The following is a 19,256-nucleotide window of genomic DNA, read 5'->3' as shown; positions in this document are numbered from 1 at the left end:
CTCTCCCTGTTCAGGCGGTAGTAGCGCGTGCATGGTCGAAGCGCTCCCAAAGAGGAGGCAGGTCGTCCGGTAGTGGGCGATACATGCCCAGTTCCGACCAGGGGCCCGGCGCATGAAAATCGCTGCCGACGCTGGCCAGCATGCCGAACTCGCGGGCCAGAATGGCCAGGCTACCGACCTGCTCGGCCGGCTGCAGGCCGTTCACCACCTCAAGGGCATGGCCGCCGGCCTCAATGAAATCGGCCACCAGCCGCCGGCGCTTGCTGCGGGTGAAATCGTACTGCCAGGGGTGGGCCAGGCTGATCCAGGCGCCAGCCGCCTTGAGCGTGCCAACCGCCTCCTGCAGGGTCGGCCAGTGCTGCTTGACGTCACCCAGCTTGCCCGAGCCCAGCCACTTGCGGAACGCCTCGGCGTGATCGCGCACATGCCCGGCGCGCACCATAAATTCGGCAAAATGCGGGCGGGCCGGTGCGTTACCGCTGTCCCCCAGCCCCTGTTGCACGGCACGTGCGCCCTCCAGCGCGCCGGGCATGCCCTTGGCCGCCAGGCGCCGGTCGATTTCCTCGGCGCGCAGCCAGCGACCCTGATGCAGATCGGCGATGGCCTGGCACAGCGCCGGTGCATCGGAGGCAAAGGCGTAGCCCAGCACATGGATGGTCGCGCCACCCCAGGTACAGGACAGTTCCACCCCGTTGATCAGGCGCATACCCAGCGCCTCGGCGGCCTGGCGAGCCTCGCTCAGCCCTTCGAGGGTGTCGTGGTCGGTCAGCGCCAGCACTTCCACACCACGCTCATGCGCGCGCGCCACTACCTCGGCAGGCCCTAGGACGCCGTCCGAAGCGGTGCTGTGGCAGTGCAGATCAACCTTCATGGGAGCCACTTTCGCGGAGAATGATGTTTGTTATTATGCCGCCACATCCCGCTTCTGGCTGCCGCTGTGAAACAATTCATCGACTTCATCCCGCTTATTCTGTTTTTCATCGTTTACAAGCTCGATCCCCGTACCGTTGAACTGGCTGGCCAAGCGTTCGAGCTGGGCGGCATCTTCAGCGCGACTGCCGTGCTGATCGTCAGTTCGGTGGTGGTCTACGGCATTCTTTTCCTGATGCAGCGCAAGCTGGAGAAGGGCCAGTGGCTGACCCTGGCCGCCTGCCTGCTGTTCGGCGGCATGACCCTGGCCTTCCACAGCGAAACCTTCCTCAAGTGGAAAGCCCCGGTGGTCAACTGGCTGTTTGCCCTGGGTTTCGCCGGCAGCCATTTCATCGGCGACAAGGTGCTGATCCAGCGCATCATGGGCCACGCCATAACCCTGCCGCAGCTCATCTGGACGCGCCTGAACCTGGCCTGGGTGGCCTTCTTCGTCTTCAGCGGCTGCGCCAACCTGTTCGTGGCCTTTACCTTTCACGACATCTGGGTCGACTTCAAAGTCTTCGGCAGCCTGGGTATGACCGTGCTGTTCCTGGTCGCCCAGGGCGTCTACCTGGCGCGCCATATCCATGATGACGCCCCCCAGCAAAGCAAGGACTGACATGCTCTACGCCATCATCGCCACCGACGCGCCCGAATCCCTGGAAAAACGCCTGGCCAGCCGCCCGGCACACCTGGCTCGCCTGGAGCAGCTAAAAAGCGAAGGACGCCTGGTACTGGCCGGCCCGCACCCGGCGATAGACAGCAACGACCCAGGCCCAGCCGGCTTCTCCGGCAGCCTGATCGTCGCCGAATTCGAATCGCTGAACGCCGCCCAGAGCTGGGCCGACGCCGACCCCTACCGCGCCGCCGGTGTCTACGCCGAGGTGCTGGTCAAACCGTTCAAGCGGGTATTGCCCTGACACTGCTTCGCAGGCCCATAACAACAAACGCACACGGGAGTCCCCATGCACCAAGGCCCGCTCTACCTGCTGCTCGCCACCCTGCTCCTGACTCCCGCGGCGCATGCCGAAGAAACACCAGCCAGTGCAGCGCCAGCGGACGATAGCGCAGCGCAGATCCTTGCCCTGCAACAGCAGCTGGCCGAGAGCGAACGCCAGCGCGAAGCCCTGCAGGCAGAAAGTGGTGAGCGTGACAACGCCCAACTCAGCCGTCTGCGCCAGGACAACCAGCGCCTCAAGCTGCAGCTCAAACAGGCCCAGGCCCAGGAGCCGCAACGTCTGCTCAGCGAGCAGCAACTGTGGTTCGCCATCGGTGCCGGCACGGCCCTGCTCGCCTTCATCGTCGGCCGTCTGAGTGGCGGACGGAACAAGCGCCGCAGTGAGTGGGTCTGAACGCGACCCACGCCCAACGAGCCTTGCCATGACCGAACTGCTGCTGATCGACGATGACCAGGAACTCTGCGAGCTGCTGGCCAGCTGGCTGCAGCAGGAGGGCTTTGCTGTCTACGCCTGTCATGATGGCGTCAGTGCCCGAGCGGCCCTGGCTGGCCACAGCCCGGCGGCGGTGATCCTCGACGTCATGTTGCCCGACGGCAGCGGCCTGGAGCTGCTCAAGCAACTGCGTAGCGAGCACGCCGACCTGCCCGTACTGATGCTTTCCGCCCGTGGCGAGCCACTGGATCGCATCCTCGGCCTGGAGCTGGGCGCCGACGATTACCTGGCTAAGCCCTGCGACCCTCGCGAACTGACCGCCCGCCTGCGCGCCGTGCTCCGCCGCAGCCAGCCAGTCGCAACACCTTCGCGCCTGGAGCTGGGCGACCTGAGCTACAGCCCGGTGCGTGGCGTGGCACAGCTCGGCGAACAGGAAATCCCCCTGACCCTGTCCGAAAGCCGCATTCTCGAAGCACTCCTGCAGCAGCCGGGCGAGCCGCTGGACAAACAGGCGCTGGCCCAGCTCGCGCTGGGTCGCAAGCTGACTCTGTACGACCGCAGCCTGGACATGCACGTCAGCAACCTGCGCAAAAAGCTCGGCCCACATGCAGACGGACGCCCGCGCATCGTCGCCCTGCGCAGCCGCGGCTATTACTACAGCCCGTGAAGCGACAGCCCTGAAATTTTCTTTACCCAGCCTTTACCCATGCCTGACCGCGCCTGACCTTGCGCTCCCTAGACTGAGCTCATCCGGTAACCCACCGGCCTCTAGACAAGGAGACACACCATGCGCAAGACCCTTATCGCACTGTTGCTCGCCACCAGCCTGCCGACCATCGCCCTGGCCATGCCCGAAAGCGGCGAACACGCGCCCTGTCACAAATCGATGCACGGCGAGCACCGCGCCGGCCACGGCGGCAAGCTGTTCAAGGACCTCAACCTGAGCGCCGAACAACGCGAGCAAATGGGCAAACTGATGCGAGAGCGCCGCAACGACCCGCGCGAGATCACCCAGAAGTACCTGGGCAAGCTACCCAAGGCCGATCAGGAGGCAATGAAGAAGGAACTGGAAACGGCCCGCCTGGAACATGACAAGGCCCTCCGCGCCATCCTCACGCCTGAACAGCAGAAGACTTTCGACACACGCAAGGCCGAGATGGACAAACGCCGTTCCGAACGCCAGGAATTCAACGCCTGGAAGGCCGAAAAGGACCAGCAAGCCCAGTAACCCCGAGGCCCGGCATCCCTGTCGGGCCTTTTCCTTGAAGGAGCCCCCATGCGTTCACTGTTCTGGCGCATCTTCGCCAGCTTCTGGCTGGCCATCGCCCTGGTCGCAGGTCTTTCACTGCTGCTGGGCCGCGCCCTGAACCAGGACGCCTGGGTACTCAGCCACCATCCGGCGCTGAAGAACTTCGCCGAGCGCTGGAGCAGCCTTTATGAACAACAAGGCCCGCGAGCAGCCCAGGATCTGCTGGAAAAGCGCAAGCGCCGCTACCGCATCGATACCCAGGTACTCGATGTCGAGGGCCAGCCACTGGTGCAAGGCACCTTCCCGCCTCGCGCCGCAGCCTTCGAGGCCCGTCAGGACAATGCAAAGCGCCTGCCCTGGCGCCGCCTGACCGAGGAATACCGCAGCCCCGGCGGCGAAACCTACCTGTTTATCCACCGCATTCCTCACCCGGAACTGTTCGCCTGGCAGCGCGACGGCTTGTTCTGGCCACTCAGCGCGCTGACCATTGCCCTGGTGGTGCTGACCGCTATCAGCCTACTGCTGACACTCTCCATCACTCGCCCACTGGGGCGACTGCGCGGGGCTGTACACGACCTCGGCCAGACCGCTTATCAGCAGAACAGCCTGGCGCACCTGGCCAGCCGGGGTGATGAATTTGGTGTGCTCGCCCGCGACTTCAACCGCATGGGCTCACGCCTGCAGCACCTGATCGGCAGCCAGCGCCAGTTGCTGCGCGATGTCTCCCATGAGCTACGCTCGCCGCTGGCCAGGCTACGCATTGCTCTGGCTCTGGCCGAGCGGGCCAACGGGGAAGAGCGCCAGTCGCTCTGGGGCCGCCTGACTCAGGAATGTGATCGACTGGAAGCGCTGATCGGCGAGATTCTCGCCCTCGCCCGCCTGGATGCGGACACTGGCGCACCTCACACAGTGGAGTTGCAGCCGTTGCTCGACGAGGTGCAGGCCAATGCCCGCCTGCTGGCACCGGAGCAGCAGCTGCGCCTCAACATGGACCATGCGCCTGCCACCCTGCAGGGCTGGCCCGATATGCTGCGCAGCGCCCTGGACAACCTGCTGCGCAATGCGCTGCGCTTCAATCCGCCCGCACAGCCCCTGGAGATAAGCGTGAAGGGCGAGAACGGCTTGCTGCACATTGCCGTGCGCGACCATGGCCCCGGAGCGCCCGAAGAGATCCTGTCGCGCCTGGGTGAACCTTTTTTCCGCGCCCCCAACCAGCAGGCGGCCGGCCACGGCCTGGGCCTGGCCATCGCCCGCCGCGCGGCCGAGCGCCATGGTGGGCGCCTACTGCTGGAAAACCACCCGCAAGGTGGCTTCGTCGCTACGCTGGAGCTACCGGGCCAAGCCCGTTCCAGACACTGACGAACTCGGCCGGGTCCAGGGCCAGCGGCGTGCGCCGTTCACCCTCGAAGCTGCCGACATAGAGAAAACCGACGATCTGCTCGTTGACGCCCACGCCCAGCCCGGCCAATACCAGCGGATGATGGGCCAGATCGCCCGTGCGCCAGATGGCCCCGAAGCCCAGCTCCTGCGCCGCCAGCAACAGGCTATGAGCTGCACAGCCGGCGGACAGCACCTGCTCCTGGCGTGGCACCTTGGGGTGCTCGCTGAGCCGGGCGACCACCACGACCAGCAGCGGCGCACGCAGCGGCATGGCGCGAGCCTTGTCCAGTGCCTCCGGCTTGCAGGCCGGGTCACTGGCCAGTGCGCTGGCGAACAGCTCGCCCAGCTGTACGCGCGCCTCGGCCTCTACCGTGATGAAACGCCAGGGGCGCAGCTGACCATGATCGGGCGCGCGCAGGGCGGCACGGAACATCAGCTCGCGCTGGCCAGCATCAGGCGCCGGCGCCAGCAGGCGACCCACGGAAACGCGGTTGAGCAACAGATCGAGGGCTTGCATCGGCCTACTCCTGAACAAACAGGCCGGCATTCTAGCCGATTATCTCAGGCGACCCGATCCGGGCTCAGCTCCGGCTGCTGTGGCGGCGTCAGGGGCGGTAGGCCATGAGCCGCGCGGGCGGCGTCGCAGCGCGGGTTGTGCACACCGTCTTCCCAGCTGGCGGCAAAGTCGCGGCAGCTGCTGGAGCGGTTCTCGTACATGGTGCAGCGCACGCCGTCACCGATCTCGCCCAGCAGGCTGACACAGCGCGCCGGCTTGGCCGTGGTGCCGATCATGGCAACGTGGTGCGGGCCGATCTGCTCGACCAGCTGATCGGGCACCGTGCCACCGGCAGATTGGCACTCACCCCAGAAGAAAGACACACGAAAATAGGCGCAGCAGGCGCCACAGCTGAGACACGGACTGGTTTGCGACATGAAGGAGGGAACTCAGAAAACCGGCAAGGGCCGGCACCTGGGGCGCAATTCTATGCATCGGCAAGCGCTTGGGAAGCCCCCTGCCTGCAGATTTACAGGGCGCCCGTCGGGCAGGCTAGAATGACGGCCTCCGCCCGTAGCCAGAGCTCCCTAAATGGCCCTGCCGACCCTGCGCATCATCGGTTTCATCATCGGCATTTTTCTGATCACCCTGGCGGTCAGCATGGTCATCCCCATGCTGACCCTGCTGAGCTATGAGCGCTCCGACGACATCGCTGCGTTCCTCTGGTCAAGCATGATCACCTTCGTCGCCGGCATGGCCCTGATCCTGCCCGGCAGGCCGAAAAACGTGCAGCTACGCCCCCGCGACATGTACCTGCTGACGACCTCCAGCTGGCTGGTGGTATGCATCTTCGCCGCTCTGCCGATGCTGATCATCGCCCACATCAGCTACACCGACGCCTTCTTCGAGACCATGTCCGGCATTACCACTACCGGCTCTACGGTATTGTCCGGGCTGGACAAGCTGTCACCGGGCCTGCTGGTCTGGCGCTCCATGCTCAACTGGCTGGGCGGTATCGGTTTTATCGGTATGGCGGTGGCGATTCTGCCGCTGCTGCGGGTCGGTGGCATGCGCCTGTTCCAGACCGAATCCTCGGACTGGGGCGAGAAAGTGGTGCCGCGCTCGCACATTGCCGCCAAGTCCATCTTCGCCATCTACCTCGGCCTCACCCTGATCGGCTTCCTCGCTTACTGGGCGGCGGGCATGACTCCCTTCGAGGCGATCAACCATGCGATGACCTCGATCTCCACCGGCGGCTATTCCACCTCCGACGCGTCTCTGGCGCACTGGCCGCAGCCGGCCGTGCACTGGGTGTCAGTGGTGCTGATGATCGCCGGCGGCCTGCCGTTCATGCTTTATGTGGCCTTTCTGCGCGGCCACCGCAAAGCGCTGCTGCGTGACCACCAGGTCCGTGGCTTCCTCGGCTTTTTGGTGCTGACCTGGCTGGTGTTCGGCACCTGGCTCTGGCTCAACTCGGACCAGGCCTGGCTCGATGCGGTGCGTATCGTCGCGGTCAACGTCACTTCGGTGGTCACCACCACCGGCTACGCCCTGGGCGACTACACCACCTGGGGCAGCTTCGCCGTGTTGCTGTTCTTCTACCTGACCTTCGTCGGCGGTTGCTCGGGCTCGACCTCCGGTGGCCTGAAGATCTTCCGTTTCCAGGTCGCCTACGTGCTGCTGCGCGCCAACCTGCAGCAGCTGGTGCACCCGCGCGCAGTGATCAAGCAGCAGTACAACAACCACAACCTGGACGAAGACATCGTCCGCTCGCTGATCACTTTCTCCTTCTTCTTCACCATCACCATTGGCGTATTGGCCCTGGCCCTGACCCTGACCGGCCTGGACTGGGTCACCGCGCTGACCGGCGCCGCCACCGCGGTGTGCAACGTCGGCCCGGGCCTGGGCCCGATCATCGGCCCGGCCGGCAACTTCGCCAGCCTGCCGGATAGCGCCAAGTGGCTACTGACCGCCGGCATGCTGCTGGGCCGACTGGAAATACTCACCGTGCTGGTGCTGGTTACCCGCACCTTCTGGAAGCACTGACCCGGATGCAGTTGTCCACCCTGCGCACTGTCGCCTTCATCAATGGCATCTTCCTGATCACCCTGGCGGTGAGCATGCTGGTGCCGGTCGGCACGCAGTTGCTCTACGCCAGCCCGCAAGGCATCAATGCCTTTCTCTGGTCGAGCCTGATCACCTTCGTTGCCGGCATCGCCATGCTGGCCCAGGGCCGCCCGGACGACAGCCACCTGCGCCCGCGCGACATGTACATGTTGACCGTGTCCAGTTGGGTGGTGGTGTCGGTCTTCGCCGCCCTGCCCTTCATCTTCACCCGCCACATCAGCTTCACCGACGCCTACTTCGAGAGCATGTCCGGCATCACCGCCACCGGCGCCACCATCTTCAGCGGCCTGGACGACATGGCGCCAGGCCTGCTGATCTGGCGTTCACTGCTGCACTGGCTGGGCGGCATCGGCTTCATCGGCATGGCCGTGGCGATTCTGCCGATGCTGCGCATCGGCGGCATGCGCCTGTTCCAGACCGAGTCGTCAGACCGCTCGGAAAAGGTCATGCCGCGCTCGCACATGGTGGCCAAGTACATGGTGCTGGCCTACGTCGGCCTCAGCTCCCTGGCGGTGCTGGGCTTCTGGCTGGCCGGCATGGGTTTGTTCGACGCCATCAACCACGCCATGTCAGCCATCGCCACGGGGGGCTTTTCCACCTCGGACGCGTCACTGGGCAAATGGCAGCAGCCGGCGGTGCACTGGGTGGCGGTGCTGGTGATGATCCTCGGCAGCCTGCCCTTCGTGCTCTACGTCTCGATGCTGCGCGGCAACTACAAGGCACTGTGGCGCGACGAGCAGGTACGTGGCTTCCTGCTGATCCTGCTGTCCAGCTGTCTGATGCTGGCGCTGTGGAAGTGGCTGACCACCGACCTGCACTGGCTCGATGCCCTACGCCACGTGACGGTGAACATCACCTCGGTGATGACCACCACCGGCTTCGCCGTGGGCGATTACCACCTGTGGGGCCCGTTCGCCAGCATGCTGTTCTTCTACCTGGGCTTCGTCGGCGGCTGCTCTGGCTCCACCGCTGGCGGCCTCAAGGTGTTCCGCTTCCAGGTCGCCTACATCCTGCTCAAGGCCAACCTCAAGCAGCTGGTACACCCGCGCGCGGTGATCCGGCAGAACTACAACCGCCATCGCCTGGACGAAGACATCGTCCGTTCGATCCTGGCCTTCGCCTTCTTCTACACCATCACCATCGCTACCCTGGCCCTGGGTGTGGCAATCACGGGAGTGGACTGGATCACTGCACTGAGTGGCGCGGCCGCCATGGTGTCGGGCGTCGGCCCGGGCATGGGCGAAGTGATCGGCCCGGCCGGCAACTACGCCAGCCTGCCGGACATGGCCAAGTGGGTACTGACCTTCGGCATGCTGCTGGGGCGCCTGGAGATTCTCACCGTACTGGTCCTACTCTTCCCCGCCTTCTGGCGCCATTAGGTCGCTGCCCCATGCAGGCTGCAGTGGCGTAACCCAACCTACGCAGGGAAAGCATCAAAGCCGCGCGCGGTACTCGCCCGGCGTGGTGTCGAACCAGCGGCGGAAGGCACGGAAGAAGTTGCTGGGGTCAGCAAAACCGAGCAGATAGGAGACCTGCAACAAGGTCAGGTTGGGCTGGGCCAGGTACTGCTCGGCCAGCTCGCGCCGGCTGTCGTCGAGCAGTTGCTGGTAGCTGGTGCCCTCCTCCTGCAAGCGGCGCTGCAGGGTCCGCTCGGACAACAGCAGCGCCTGGGCCACCGCTTCGCGCTTGGGCTCACCCTGTGGAAGCAGGCGGCACAGCACCTGGCGTACCTGATGGGTCACCCGGCCATCGGAGAAGCGGGCCAGGTACTCCCCGGCGAAACGATCATGCACTTGCGCCAGGGCTTCGTTGGCAGAGGGCAAGAGCATTTCCAGGTCGGCGCGCTCGAACAGCAGCGAATAACGTTCGCTGGCAAAGCGCAGGGGAGCCTGGAACACCTCGTCATAAGGCCGCAGATCTGCAGGCGGAGGCCCCTGGAAGCGCACTTCACGCGGCTTGAGCGGCTTGCCGGTGAGCCAGCGACTGAAGGCCATGGTGTGCGCCAGACTGGCCTCGTAGCTGGGGCGGGCCGCCGGCAGATGGTCACCGTGAATGGCCAGGATCAGCTCGTAGCCATCCGGACTGGGCTGCAGACTGAGATCCGCCCCCTCGCCAATGATGCGTTGGTAGCGCACCAAACGTTGAAAACCTTCGAGCAGGTTGCGGCTGGACATCAGCGCATAACCCACCACATGAAACGCCGTGGGGCGCACCGGCAGGCGCGCCAGGTTGAGGCCAATGGACGGATTGCCCGAGGCCTCCACAGCCAGATGCCAGAGGCGGGTCATACCATCCTGGGGGAAGCGTGCATCAGGGTCGCTGAGCGCCTCGTAGTCCATGCCCAGCTGGGCAAACAGACGCCGGCAGTCGACGCCGCCCATTTCGAGGCCCTGGACGATGCTGGTGGCCCAGCTGGATGAAGTGGTTCTTTCGCTCATCGTTCTTCTTATGCAGTGGTCGGCACGCTCTGGCGCCACGAGGATACTAAACTGGCACCGTATGTCACTGGCCGCGCAAGACAGCACGCTTAGACTGTGGCCAACAATGACAGGAGGTACGCCATGAGCGCCGAAACCACCGAACGCTTCAACAGCTTCGCCGAGTTCTATCCCTATTACCTGCAGGAGCACAGCAACGATGTGTGCCGCCGCCTGCACTACGTCGGCAGCCTGCTGGTGCTGAGCATCCTCGCCTATGCCCTGCTGACCCAGCAATGGCTGTGGCTGCTGGCCTTGCCCTTCGCCGGCTATGGCTTCGCCTGGATCGGCCACTTCGTCTTCGAGAAGAACAAGCCGGCCACCTTCAAGTACCCGCTGTACAGCTTCATGGGTGACTGGGTAATGCTCAAGGACGCCTTTACCGGCCGTATCCGCTTCTGAGGGCTCGACCATGCAAGCACACGCCCAATTCACCCATATGGAAGATGGCAGCGCCGAAGACTGGGCCATCATCGCTCAGGATTTCGCCGCCTTCGCCAAACAGCTGCCGGACCGCATCCTCGCTCACCTCAAGCTGCTCGACGGCGACTTCGGCGGCTTCCCGGTGGATCGCCTGACCCACTCGCTGCAGACCGCCACCCTGGCCTACCGTGACGGCAAGGACGAGGAATACGTGGTGTGCGCCCTGCTGCATGACATCGGTGACACCCTCGGCTCCTACAACCACGCCGATATCGCCGCCGCCATGCTCAAGCCGTTCGTCAGCGCGGAGAACCACTGGATGATCGAGAAGCACGCGATCTTCCAGGGTTACTACTTCTTCCATCACCTGGGGCTGGATCGGCACCTGCGCGAGCAATTCAAGGATCACCCGCAGTTCCAGGCCACCATCGAATTCTGCGCCCGCTACGATGCCGCCGCCTTCGACCCGAACGGCGAAACCCTGCCGCTGGAGTTCTTCGAGCCCATGCTGCGCCGGGTTTTCGCCCAGCCCAAGCAATCCATCTACATGGCCGCCGTCGAGCGCCAGGCCTGCTGAACGCCACGCCATTCGGCGGTCATACTTGGCCGCCAGATGGCAGCTGGTTATGATCCCTCACCCGCCACACCTTGGCGCAGGTCTTGCAGACCGCCCAGACGCTCAGCAGAAGCGTCAGAAAATCATCAGGGATCGCACCGTCAATGAAGTCCAACGTCCAGGAAATCCTCAGGGCGCAACCCGCCCCGTTGCTGCGTGAGTACTACTCGCGGGTGCTGGCCTACATCGCTCCGGCTGCCGCCATCGCCGCCGGCACCTACGTCAACCACTTCGGTTACGCCATCCTGTGGATAGTCCCTTACGCACTGCTCTACCCACACCTGGCCTATCACCTGAGCAACCGCTTCAAGCGTGACTATCCGGAAAAGACCAACCTCACCCTGCTGTTCATCGACGCCGTGCATGCGGGTGCCGCCGCAGTGCTGATGGGCTTCTCGGCAGTCCCCGGGCTGATGTTTCTGCTGACCCTGTGCTTCAGCGCGCTGATTGCCGGCGGCGTGCGCCAGATGGGCCTGGCCGTGCTGATCGCCACCGGCAGCATGGCGCTGAACACCGCGCTGATTCATCCCGAGATCAATACCGACACCCCGACCCTGGTCGCGCTGGTCAGCATCCTGCTGAGCACCCTGTATATCTGCATCACTGCCTTCTTCGTGCATGAGCAGGGCCTGCGCCTGACCCTCGCCCGCCACGAGATCAAACGCGAGCAGGAAAAGGCCGCACGCCTGGCGCGCAACCTGGCCAAGTACCTGTCGCCGCAGGTCTGGGAGCTGATCTTCAGTGGCAAGAAGCACGTGCGCCTGGAAACCCAGCGCAAGAAGCTCACCGTATTCTTTTCCGACATCAAGGGCTTCACCGAGCTGGCCGAGGAACTGGAAGCCGAACAGCTCACCGACCTGCTCAACACCTACCTCAACGAAATGTCGAAGATCGCCCTCAAGTACGGCGGCACCATCGACAAGTTCGTCGGCGACAGCGTGCTGGTGTTCTTCGGCGACCCGTCCAGCCAGGGCGCCAAGAAGGACGCCGTGAATGCCGTATCCATGGCCATCGCCATGCGCAAGCACATGAAGGTGCTGCGCCAGCAATGGCGCGCCCAGGGCATCACCAAGCCGCTGGAAATCCGCATGGGCCTGAACACCGGCTACTGCACCGTCGGTAACTTCGGCGCCGACACGCGCATGGACTACACCATCATCGGCCGCGAGGTGAACCTGGCCAGCCGCCTGGAAAGCTCCTCCGAGGCCGGCGAGATCCTCATCTCCCACGAGACCTACTCGCTGATCAAGGACGTGATCATGTGCCGCGACAAGGGCCAGATCGCGGTCAAGGGCTTCAGTCGCCCTGTACAGATCTACCAGGTGGTGGACTTCCGCCGCGACCTGGGCGCGCGCTCCAGCTACGTCGAGCACGAGCTGCCGGGCTTCTCCATGTACCTGGATACCAACGGCATCCAGAACTACGACAAGGAGAAAGTCATCCAGGCGCTCAACCAAGCGGCCGACAAGCTGCGCGACAAGGTCATCCTGTAAGGCTGGATTGAAATGTAGGTTGGGTTGAGCCGCAAGGCGGCGAAGCCCAACAAACGTCCCCGGATATGATGCTCGGGAAGCACCTGTTGGGCTTCGCTGCGCTCAACCTACGCGGCCCGACCCAACCTACGTCGCAGGCAACCAGTCCTGCTGCTCCAGCAGCTCGCCATCGAGCAACGGCTGACTGGCCAGGAACTCCAGCGCAGAGGCACGCCAGGACTGCCGCGCCGCATGCTCCGCACACAGGGCGCGGTCCAGCAGCAACGCCGCCAGGCAGGCTTCGCGCAGGTCCTCGCTCATCACGCCGGTAACGCCCGCCTCCAGCACGTCCAGCGGCCCCGCCACCGGAAAAGCGGCCACGGGCGTGCCACAGGCCAGGGCCTCCAGCATGACCAGGCCATAGGTGTCGGTACGTGAAGGGAACACCAATACGCTGGCTGCGGCAAATGACTGCGCCAGCACTTCGCCCTGCTGATAGCCGAGGAATTGGACGTTCGGGTAAGCCGCCTGTAGCTCCCCGCGCTCGGGGCCATCGCCCACTACGCGTTTTTCACCCGGTAAATCCAGGTCAAGGAAGGCGCGTAGATTTTTCTCCGTCGCCAGGCGCCCGACATAGAGGAATACCGGTGTATCCCGCAACGACTCACGGGGATAGAACAGACCGGTATCGACGCCCTTGCGCCACAGTTGCAGGCGCGGCAGTCGCCACTGTACGAACTCCTCACGCAGCCGCTCGGTACTGACCAGCACCGCCTGGCTCGGGCGGTGGAAACGGCGCAGATAGGCATAGCCCCAGGCAAGCGGAATGCGCGGCCAGCGCGTATGCACATATTCGGGAAAGCGCGTGTGGATGGCGCTGGAAAAGGCCAGGCCGCGTTTGCTCAACCAGCGCCGCGCCGCCCAGCCCAGCGGGCCCTCGGTGGCCAGGTGCACACAGTCCGGGCGGAACTCGCGAATCGCCGGACCAACCCGCCACAAGTCCCAGACCAGCGGAATTTCCGGATAGCTGGGACAGGGCAGATGACGGAAATCCTGCGGCGACAACAGCTTGACCAGATGCCCCAGGCTACGCAGCTCGCTCACCAGCGCCTGCAGGCTGGTCACCACGCCGTTGACCTGCGGGTGCCAGGCGTCGCTGACAATCAGAATCCTCATGCCGCCTGCTCGAGTGCGACGGCTTCGGCCACAGCCGCCGGATCCTCGGCCAGGCGATACAACTGGATGCTGCCGTCCAGGTGCTCGATCAGCGCCGTACAGGACTCCACCCAGTCGCCACAGTTCATGTAGTCAACGCCGTTCACCTGACGGATCTCGGCATGATGGATATGGCCGCAGACGGCGCCGTCCAGCCCACGTTTGACGCATTCGTGGGCGATGGACTCCTCGAAATCGCTGATGAAGTTCACCGCCGTCTTGACCTTGTGCTTGAGAAAAGCCGACAGCGACCAGTAGCCGTAACCCCAGCGCTCGCGCCAGTGGTTGAGCCAGCGATTGAGGGTCAGGGTGAGCTCGTAGGCAGAATCACCGAGGAAGGCCAGCCACTTGTGGTAACGGGTGATGACGTCGAACTGGTCGCCGTGGATCACCAGCAGGCGGCGGCCGTCGGCGGTCTCGTGCACCGCCTCGTCGACCAGCTGGATATTGCCGAGGATCAGCGTGGAGTAGCGGCGCAGGAATTCGTCATGGTTGCCGGTGACGTAGATCACTTCGGTGCCGCGCTTGCTCATGGTCAGCAGGCGGCGGATCACGTTGGTGTGCGCCTGCGGCCAGTAGATGCCGCCACGCAGCTTCCAGCCGTCGATGATGTCGCCGACCAGATAGATACGGTCGGCCTGGTAGCGCTTGAGAAAGCCCGCCAGGCGCTCGGCCTGACAGTCGCGGGTGCCTAGGTGAACGTCGGAAATCCACAGAGTGCGGACATGCTGCTTGCGGCTGGGCTTGTTGCGCTCGGCGATGCTCATGGGCGGCCTCCGGCTGGGTTTGGCCAAGCGTGCGCCGGCGCAGTGAAGCGTCCGTGACGATGCGATGACTATTGCATGACAAGCCACCCTCGCCGGCGCGATGTACACTGACCGCTCGATCAGGAGTCCCGCCATGTCCCAGCTGCTCTCGCTGCGCCACTACCACCACGAGCAGATCGCCCACAGCCACGACCATGCCCAGCTGGTGTTCGGCCTCTCCGGCCGGCTCGACTTCGAGGTCGCCGGGCGCGGCTGCCAGGTTTCGAGCATGAGCCTGGCCGTGGTGCCGCCCGCGACCCACCACGCCTGCGCCAGCCCGAGCGGCAGCCGCTGCCTGGTGCTGGACGTACCGCAGGATGGCTGGCTGCAGCAGCGCCTCGGCCACCATGCCGAGGCCAGCCGGCGCCTGTTGGAGACACCGGGACGAATCCAGCTCAATCCGGCGCAGAGCCAGCTGGTCGACTGGCTGGCGGCCAGCCCGATCGGCGACACGGTGATCGCCCAGCAGGGCGCTGCCCTGCTCCTCGCCAGCCTCAGCGGCGCCCCGGCTCTGGCAGCACCCGCAGGCCTGCCGCTGGCCAACCTCGACGCGCACATCGACCGGCACTGCGCCCATCCGCTGCAAGTGGCCGACCTGGCGCGCCTGTGCGGGCTGTCAGCGGCGCGCTTCCATGCTCGTTTTCTCGCCGAGACCGGGCGTACACCGATGGAGCATGTCCGCCTGCGCCGTCTGCAGTTGGGCCGCGACTTGTTGCTGAGCAGCCGCCTGGCGGTCGGTGAGGTTGCCGCACGGGTCGGCTATGGCTCGCAGAGTGCCTTCACCGCCGCCCTGGTGCGTGAACTGGGCATCACCCCACGCGAGTTGCGCCGTCAGGCACGCGAGGCGCACGACAATACCCGCGAGTAGCGCGACAGATCCGGCATCCGCCAGGCCCTAGACTCTGCCAACCCATCCAGGAACGAGGCCAAGATGCCGACCATCGAATGGCAGGACTTCGAGCGCGTGGAGCTGCGGGTCGGCACCCTGCTCAGTGCCCGCCCCAACAGTGCCGCACGCAAACCCGCCTATGTGCTGGAAGTGGATCTGGGCGAGCTGGGCGTGAAGACCTCAAGCGCGCAGATCACCGAGCATTACCGGGCCGACGAACTGGTCGGCCGCCAGGTACTGTGCGTGTGCAACTTCGCCCCTAAACGCATCGCCGGGGTACGCTCGGACGTGCTGGTGACCGGCGCCTACGACCCGCAAGGCAAGGTGGTGCTAGCCGGCTTCGACCGACCGCTGGCCAACGGCGCGCGCCTGGCATGAAGCCCCCTTGTCCCAACCCTACCCCGGGAATCCTGATGCAACACCGTACCGCCCTCTTTGCCCTGCACCTGGGCGCCCTCTGTTTCGGCCTTTCCGGCATCTTCGGCAAACTGGCCCTGGCCGCGCCGCTGGTCATCGTGTTCGGTCGCGCCCTGTTCGCCGTGGGCGCCCTGGGCCTGTTCAGCCACCTCGCCGAAACCACCCGCCGCCTGTCCTGGCGTCACCGGCTGGCCTTGGCGGCGGCAGGCCTGCTGTTGGGTGGGCACTGGTGGACCTTCTTCATTGCCGTGAAAGTGTCCGGAGTGGCCGTGGCCACGCTCGGTTTTGCCAGCTTTCCCGCCTTCACCGTGCTGCTCGAAGGCATCCTGTTTCGCGAGCGCATCCGTCCGCTGGAATGGCTGGTGGTGGGCCTGGTATGTCTTGGCCTCGTGCTGGTCACGCCGCACTTCGACTTTGGCAGCGAGGCCACTTTGGGATTGGTCTGGGCAATCCTCTCGGGCCTGCTGTTCGCCCTGGTCTCGGTGAGCAACCGCGCCACCACCAAAGGCGTCGAGCCAGCCCAGGCAGCGCTGTGGCAGAACCTCGGCATCCTCGTCTGCACCTTGCCATTGGTGTGGTCGGTCCTGCCAGAGGTGCGTGCGCTGGACTGGCTGTGGATCGCCCTGCTCGGCCTGCTCTGCACCGCGCTGGCTCACAGCCTGTTCGTCGCCAGCCTGCGCATGCTGAATGCACGCAGTGCGTCGGTGGTCTTCGCCCTGGAGCCGGTCTACGGCATTCTCTTTGCGTGGTGGCTGTTCAACGAGGAACCCGGTTTGCGCATGCTCTTCGGCGGCGCGCTGATCCTGCTGGCCACATTGATCTCAGCCCGTCTCAGCAAACACGCGCCCAGCGTCGACGACCTCAGCTGATATGGCAGCCACGCGCACCCGCCAAAGGCGTTATCGGTCGATGTGCCCCAGGTCGCGCTCGGGATCAATCAGGTCGCGCAGGCGCTGCTTGAGCTCCTTGGCCTCGGGAAAACCACCATCGGCCTTGCGCTCCCAGAGTTGTACGCCATCACACACGATGCGGAACACGCCCCCTGTTCCCGGCTGTAGGCTGACCATGCCCAGCTCCTCGGCGAAGGTACTGAGCAGCTCCTGGGCCAGCCAGGCAGCACGCAGCAGCCACTGGCACTGAGTGCAATAGGTGATGACCACTTCAGGTTTGCTCATGGCAACCTCCGCTCGATTGGGGCGCGCATCATACCGCGCATAAACAGCAACGCCGCGGACAAGCCGCGGCGCTGTATTCGCCCGAAGATCGACTTCAGGCGATCTTCGCCAGCAGTTCGCGCGCCTGTTCGCGCTCCTGCTCATCACCCTGGCTGATCAACTCGTTGAGGATGTCGCAGGCACTGCCAATATCGCCCTGTTCGATATAGGCCAACGCCGTATTGAGGCGCACCAGATGGTCACGATTACCGGCCAAATGATCGAGGTCAGCGGACATCGACCCGCCCTCGCGCCGCTCCACCTGCTCGACGTCAAAAGCATCGATGAAGTCGGCATCGAGTACCTGTTCCTGGGGCATCTCGGCAAAAGTGGCCAGCAGCCCATCGTCCGCAGTCATCTCGGACACCTCGGGCAGCTCCTGTAGGTTGGAGCTGAAGTCAGGGTCGAGCAGATCTTGCCGAGCCTTCTCAGCCTTGAGTCGGGCCGACTGCTCGGGCTGGAACGGGCTGGCCAGCTCCCAGTCGGCATCCAGCGACAGATCATCCAGATTGAGCTGGAAGTCGTCCTGCAGCATGGTGGCCTGCTCGACCGGCTCCCTGGTGGCAACCGGTGTCGCCGTTTCCTGGGCTCGCTGCAGGTGGCCATAACGTGCGCGGATCTGGTCGATCTGCACATGGCTGGCGCCCATCTCATGCAGCTGGCGCTCCTGTTCGAAAAAAGCGCCGGCATCGCCCAACTCACCGCAAACCTCCAGCATGCGCAGACGCAGATCCAAGCGCTCAGGATGCTGCTCGATGGCCCTGCGCAGACTATTGGCCGCATCGGCAAAACGCCCATACGCGATATAGATGTTGGCGCCCTCCAGCGGATCGGTGGCCGGTTGGGCCTTGGGCTGAGGTGCTGGCGGCGCCACTGTGACGGGCACGGCTACAGGCGCGCGTTGCTCGGCCTCTCGTGTCACGGGCCGGGACACCATACGCGGCTCGGCCGGCGGCTGACGCTGCGGCAGAGGTTCGCTCGGTGCCCTGCGCCGCCAGGCCAGCAAGGCGAAGCCCGCCAGCAACAGCAGCGCCAGGGCTGCGACGAGCCAGCCCACCCAGGCCATAGTCCGCGACTCGGCAACCGGAGCGGCCGCCTCGGTCACAACAGGGGCGGGCGGAGCCACCAGCATCACCTGCTGCTCCAACTGGCTGCGGATCTGCTGCATCTGCAGATCCTTCTCGGCCATCTGTGTCTGCAGTTGCTGGAGCTGTTCCTGCAACTGGCTCAGGGTGTTCTGCAGCTGCAAGTTCTGCGCATTGACCTGGGCCAGCTCGGCCACCAGACGCTCCTGTTCGACTTGTGCTGGCGGCTGCTCCTCGGCGGCAACAGCCGGCGCTTGCGGGGCCATCTGGCTATCAGCAGCCACGGCAGCTGATACTGGTTCGGCAACAGGAGCTCTGACGCTGTCCGGCAAGAGCAACTGAGCACCTGCCAGCAAACGGCCAGGATCACCATTGGTGAAGGCTTGCGGGTTGAGAGCCAGGATGTCGCCCATCAAGGCCTCACGAGAGCCGGCACTCTCATTGCCCTGCAAGCGCCCCGCAATCGTCCACAGGCTGTCACCACGCTGGACCTGATAGCGCTCGCCATTTACCGCCGGCGGTAGCGGACGATCAGGGCCGCGCTGCCATGTGTTCGCCACCGGTGCTGGTAGCGGTGCCGCCTGCGGAGTATGGAAAGACGAACCCGGCGGGTCGATCAGCACCGTGTACTCACGCAGCAGGTTGCCACCCGGCCTGGCCACTTCGACGATAAAGTTCAGGTAGGGCTCACGTACCGGCTTGCTTGACTGCACGCGAATCAATCCACGCCCGCCTCGCAGTACCGGAGTGAAGCGCAGGTCGTTGAGAAAGTAGAAGCGGTCTACGCCGATACGCCGGAACTCCTCGTCGGAAGCCAGGCGCACCTTGATATCCTGATTCTCCAGGTCACCAACCTGCAGCAGCTCGATGTCGGCATCCAGTGGCTGATTGAGGGCCGAGTGCAGATTGATGTCGCCCAGGCCCAGGGCAGACGCGGCGCCCGAATAGAAGACAGACCCGGAGGCCAGCCCCAGCAGTAAAAGACGAAAACGAGCCATGAGGCCCTCCCCTCGTACGCACCCGCTCTGCCTCTATGAGCATGTATTCCCTGGATGGCTTGGCGCGTGAGGTGACAACTGTCGGGGGCAAT

General features: G+C 64.6%; 22 protein-coding genes. 14 read left to right on the top strand and 8 right to left on the bottom strand.

Annotated features, from left to right (window positions below):
• Positions 1–10: 10 nt before the first annotated feature.
• Complete coding sequence (locus ACF8C6_RS01260; RefSeq protein WP_392497645.1) at positions 11–871, bottom strand: PHP domain-containing protein; 861 nt, start codon at positions 869–871, stop codon at positions 11–13.
• 66 nt (positions 872–937) lie between these two features.
• On the opposite strand from ACF8C6_RS01260, the gene ACF8C6_RS01255 reads away from it, so the two are divergent.
• From ACF8C6_RS01255 to ACF8C6_RS01230, 6 genes are all read left to right on the top strand, one after another.
• Positions 938–1,528 carry a septation protein A gene (locus ACF8C6_RS01255; protein WP_392497644.1) on the top strand — a complete coding sequence of 197 codons (591 nt, stop codon included), beginning with the start codon at positions 938–940 and terminating at the stop codon, positions 1,526–1,528.
• Position 1,529: 1 nt separating this feature from the next.
• Positions 1,530–1,829: a YciI family protein gene (locus tag ACF8C6_RS01250; protein ID WP_392497643.1), complete on the top strand. Its 300-nt coding sequence runs from the start codon at positions 1,530–1,532 to the stop codon at positions 1,827–1,829.
• Between the two features lie 45 nt (positions 1,830–1,874).
• The gene (locus ACF8C6_RS01245) at positions 1,875–2,261 is read left to right on the top strand and encodes a translation initiation factor 2 (protein WP_392497642.1); all 387 of its coding nucleotides are present in this window, start codon (positions 1,875–1,877) and stop codon (positions 2,259–2,261) included.
• A 28-nt stretch (positions 2,262–2,289) separates the two neighbouring features.
• Complete coding sequence (locus ACF8C6_RS01240) at positions 2,290–2,967, top strand: response regulator transcription factor (protein ID WP_392497641.1); 678 nt, start codon at positions 2,290–2,292, stop codon at positions 2,965–2,967.
• A 120-nt stretch (positions 2,968–3,087) separates the two neighbouring features.
• Positions 3,088–3,528, top strand: coding sequence for a Spy/CpxP family protein refolding chaperone (locus ACF8C6_RS01235; protein ID WP_392497640.1), 441 nt, complete (start codon positions 3,088–3,090; stop codon positions 3,526–3,528).
• 48 nt (positions 3,529–3,576) lie between these two features.
• Positions 3,577–4,908 carry a sensor histidine kinase gene (locus tag ACF8C6_RS01230; RefSeq protein WP_392497639.1) on the top strand — a complete coding sequence of 444 codons (1,332 nt, stop codon included), beginning with the start codon at positions 3,577–3,579 and terminating at the stop codon, positions 4,906–4,908.
• On the opposite strand, the gene ACF8C6_RS01225 is transcribed toward ACF8C6_RS01230, so the two are convergent.
• Positions 4,868–5,446, bottom strand: coding sequence for a nitroreductase family protein (locus ACF8C6_RS01225; RefSeq protein WP_277689776.1), 579 nt, complete (start codon positions 5,444–5,446; stop codon positions 4,868–4,870). The genes ACF8C6_RS01230 and ACF8C6_RS01225 overlap by 41 nt on opposite strands.
• Positions 5,447–5,490: 44 nt before the next feature.
• The gene (locus ACF8C6_RS01220) at positions 5,491–5,862 is read right to left on the bottom strand and encodes a YkgJ family cysteine cluster protein (protein WP_277689777.1); all 372 of its coding nucleotides are present in this window, start codon (positions 5,860–5,862) and stop codon (positions 5,491–5,493) included.
• A 154-nt stretch (positions 5,863–6,016) separates the two neighbouring features.
• On the opposite strand from ACF8C6_RS01220, the gene ACF8C6_RS01215 reads away from it, so the two are divergent.
• A complete protein-coding gene (locus ACF8C6_RS01215) occupies positions 6,017–7,471 on the top strand; it encodes a TrkH family potassium uptake protein (protein WP_392497638.1) in 1,455 nt (484 codons plus the stop codon).
• A gap of 5 nt (positions 7,472–7,476) precedes the next feature.
• Complete coding sequence (locus ACF8C6_RS01210) at positions 7,477–8,931, top strand: TrkH family potassium uptake protein (RefSeq protein WP_392497637.1); 1,455 nt, start codon at positions 7,477–7,479, stop codon at positions 8,929–8,931.
• Between the two features lie 54 nt (positions 8,932–8,985).
• Here the strand turns inward: ACF8C6_RS01210 and ACF8C6_RS01205 are convergent, their stop codons facing one another.
• Positions 8,986–9,990, bottom strand: coding sequence for an AraC family transcriptional regulator (locus tag ACF8C6_RS01205; RefSeq protein ID WP_392497636.1), 1,005 nt, complete (start codon positions 9,988–9,990; stop codon positions 8,986–8,988).
• Between the two features lie 123 nt (positions 9,991–10,113).
• Between ACF8C6_RS01205 and ACF8C6_RS01200 the strand changes: the two genes are divergently transcribed.
• The 3 genes from ACF8C6_RS01200 (at position 10,114) to ACF8C6_RS01190 (ending at position 12,561) form a co-directional block, all read left to right on the top strand.
• A complete protein-coding gene (locus tag ACF8C6_RS01200) occupies positions 10,114–10,431 on the top strand; it encodes an Mpo1-like protein (RefSeq protein WP_277689781.1) in 318 nt (105 codons plus the stop codon).
• Positions 10,432–10,441: 10 nt separating this feature from the next.
• Positions 10,442–11,029: an HD domain-containing protein gene (locus tag ACF8C6_RS01195; RefSeq protein ID WP_392497635.1), complete on the top strand. Its 588-nt coding sequence runs from the start codon at positions 10,442–10,444 to the stop codon at positions 11,027–11,029.
• A gap of 143 nt (positions 11,030–11,172) precedes the next feature.
• The gene (locus ACF8C6_RS01190) at positions 11,173–12,561 is read left to right on the top strand and encodes an adenylate/guanylate cyclase domain-containing protein (RefSeq protein ID WP_392497634.1); all 1,389 of its coding nucleotides are present in this window, start codon (positions 11,173–11,175) and stop codon (positions 12,559–12,561) included.
• Positions 12,562–12,687: 126 nt separating this feature from the next.
• Here the strand turns inward: ACF8C6_RS01190 and ACF8C6_RS01185 are convergent, their stop codons facing one another.
• Positions 12,688–13,716, bottom strand: a complete 1,029-nt coding sequence (locus ACF8C6_RS01185; protein WP_392497633.1) for a glycosyltransferase family 4 protein — start codon at positions 13,714–13,716, stop codon at positions 12,688–12,690.
• On the bottom strand, positions 13,713–14,522 hold the full coding sequence (locus ACF8C6_RS01180) for a UDP-2,3-diacylglucosamine diphosphatase (protein WP_392497632.1): 810 nt from the start codon (positions 14,520–14,522) through the stop codon (positions 13,713–13,715). The genes ACF8C6_RS01185 and ACF8C6_RS01180 overlap by 4 nt, the downstream gene beginning before the upstream one ends.
• Before the next feature lie 133 nt (positions 14,523–14,655).
• Between ACF8C6_RS01180 and ACF8C6_RS01175 the strand changes: the two genes are divergently transcribed.
• The 3 genes from ACF8C6_RS01175 to ACF8C6_RS01165 all read left to right on the top strand — a co-directional run bounded on the left by ACF8C6_RS01175 (position 14,656) and on the right by ACF8C6_RS01165 (position 16,736).
• Positions 14,656–15,429, top strand: a complete 774-nt coding sequence (locus ACF8C6_RS01175; RefSeq protein WP_392497631.1) for a helix-turn-helix domain-containing protein — start codon at positions 14,656–14,658, stop codon at positions 15,427–15,429.
• A 63-nt stretch (positions 15,430–15,492) separates the two neighbouring features.
• Positions 15,493–15,828, top strand: a complete 336-nt coding sequence (locus tag ACF8C6_RS01170; RefSeq protein ID WP_392497630.1) for a tRNA-binding protein — start codon at positions 15,493–15,495, stop codon at positions 15,826–15,828.
• A 35-nt stretch (positions 15,829–15,863) separates the two neighbouring features.
• Complete coding sequence (locus ACF8C6_RS01165) at positions 15,864–16,736, top strand: DMT family transporter (RefSeq protein WP_392497629.1); 873 nt, start codon at positions 15,864–15,866, stop codon at positions 16,734–16,736.
• A 30-nt stretch (positions 16,737–16,766) separates the two neighbouring features.
• Here the strand turns inward: ACF8C6_RS01165 and ACF8C6_RS01160 are convergent, their stop codons facing one another.
• A complete protein-coding gene (locus tag ACF8C6_RS01160) occupies positions 16,767–17,042 on the bottom strand; it encodes a SelT/SelW/SelH family protein (protein ID WP_277689789.1) in 276 nt (91 codons plus the stop codon).
• Positions 17,043–17,136: 94 nt separating this feature from the next.
• A complete protein-coding gene (locus ACF8C6_RS01155; RefSeq protein WP_392497628.1) occupies positions 17,137–19,164 on the bottom strand; it encodes a FimV/HubP family polar landmark protein in 2,028 nt (675 codons plus the stop codon).
• Positions 19,165–19,256 lie beyond the last annotated feature (92 nt).

Source organism: Pseudomonas sp. zbq_18 (assembly GCF_043102245.1).
In the GTDB taxonomy this organism is placed as follows: Bacteria; Pseudomonadota; Gammaproteobacteria; order Pseudomonadales; family Pseudomonadaceae; genus Aquipseudomonas.
This window is presented reverse-complemented; position numbering and strand designations above follow the sequence as displayed.

Excerpts from the sequence above, each read along its gene's own strand:
- ACF8C6_RS01260 (WP_392497645.1), bottom strand. The coding sequence starts at position 871 with ATGAAGGTTGATCTGCACTGCCACAGCACCGCTTCGGACGGCGTCCTA.
- ACF8C6_RS01250 (WP_392497643.1), top strand. The coding sequence starts at position 1,530 with ATGCTCTACGCCATCATCGCCACCGACGCGCCCGAATCCCTGGAAAAA.
- ACF8C6_RS01245 (WP_392497642.1), top strand. The coding sequence starts at position 1,875 with ATGCACCAAGGCCCGCTCTACCTGCTGCTCGCCACCCTGCTCCTGACT.
- ACF8C6_RS01240 (WP_392497641.1), top strand. The coding sequence starts at position 2,290 with ATGACCGAACTGCTGCTGATCGACGATGACCAGGAACTCTGCGAGCTG.
- ACF8C6_RS01235 (WP_392497640.1), top strand. The coding sequence starts at position 3,088 with ATGCGCAAGACCCTTATCGCACTGTTGCTCGCCACCAGCCTGCCGACC.
- ACF8C6_RS01230 (WP_392497639.1), top strand. The coding sequence starts at position 3,577 with ATGCGTTCACTGTTCTGGCGCATCTTCGCCAGCTTCTGGCTGGCCATC.
- ACF8C6_RS01225 (WP_277689776.1), bottom strand. The coding sequence starts at position 5,446 with ATGCAAGCCCTCGATCTGTTGCTCAACCGCGTTTCCGTGGGTCGCCTG.
- ACF8C6_RS01220 (WP_277689777.1), bottom strand. The coding sequence starts at position 5,862 with ATGTCGCAAACCAGTCCGTGTCTCAGCTGTGGCGCCTGCTGCGCCTAT.
- ACF8C6_RS01215 (WP_392497638.1), top strand. The coding sequence starts at position 6,017 with ATGGCCCTGCCGACCCTGCGCATCATCGGTTTCATCATCGGCATTTTT.
- ACF8C6_RS01210 (WP_392497637.1), top strand. The coding sequence starts at position 7,477 with ATGCAGTTGTCCACCCTGCGCACTGTCGCCTTCATCAATGGCATCTTC.
- ACF8C6_RS01205 (WP_392497636.1), bottom strand. The coding sequence starts at position 9,990 with ATGAGCGAAAGAACCACTTCATCCAGCTGGGCCACCAGCATCGTCCAG.
- ACF8C6_RS01200 (WP_277689781.1), top strand. The coding sequence starts at position 10,114 with ATGAGCGCCGAAACCACCGAACGCTTCAACAGCTTCGCCGAGTTCTAT.
- ACF8C6_RS01195 (WP_392497635.1), top strand. The coding sequence starts at position 10,442 with ATGCAAGCACACGCCCAATTCACCCATATGGAAGATGGCAGCGCCGAA.
- ACF8C6_RS01190 (WP_392497634.1), top strand. The coding sequence starts at position 11,173 with ATGAAGTCCAACGTCCAGGAAATCCTCAGGGCGCAACCCGCCCCGTTG.
- ACF8C6_RS01185 (WP_392497633.1), bottom strand. The coding sequence starts at position 13,716 with ATGAGGATTCTGATTGTCAGCGACGCCTGGCACCCGCAGGTCAACGGC.
- ACF8C6_RS01180 (WP_392497632.1), bottom strand. The coding sequence starts at position 14,522 with ATGAGCATCGCCGAGCGCAACAAGCCCAGCCGCAAGCAGCATGTCCGC.
- ACF8C6_RS01175 (WP_392497631.1), top strand. The coding sequence starts at position 14,656 with ATGTCCCAGCTGCTCTCGCTGCGCCACTACCACCACGAGCAGATCGCC.
- ACF8C6_RS01170 (WP_392497630.1), top strand. The coding sequence starts at position 15,493 with ATGCCGACCATCGAATGGCAGGACTTCGAGCGCGTGGAGCTGCGGGTC.
- ACF8C6_RS01165 (WP_392497629.1), top strand. The coding sequence starts at position 15,864 with ATGCAACACCGTACCGCCCTCTTTGCCCTGCACCTGGGCGCCCTCTGT.
- ACF8C6_RS01160 (WP_277689789.1), bottom strand. The coding sequence starts at position 17,042 with ATGAGCAAACCTGAAGTGGTCATCACCTATTGCACTCAGTGCCAGTGG.
- ACF8C6_RS01155 (WP_392497628.1), bottom strand. The coding sequence starts at position 19,164 with ATGGCTCGTTTTCGTCTTTTACTGCTGGGGCTGGCCTCCGGGTCTGTC.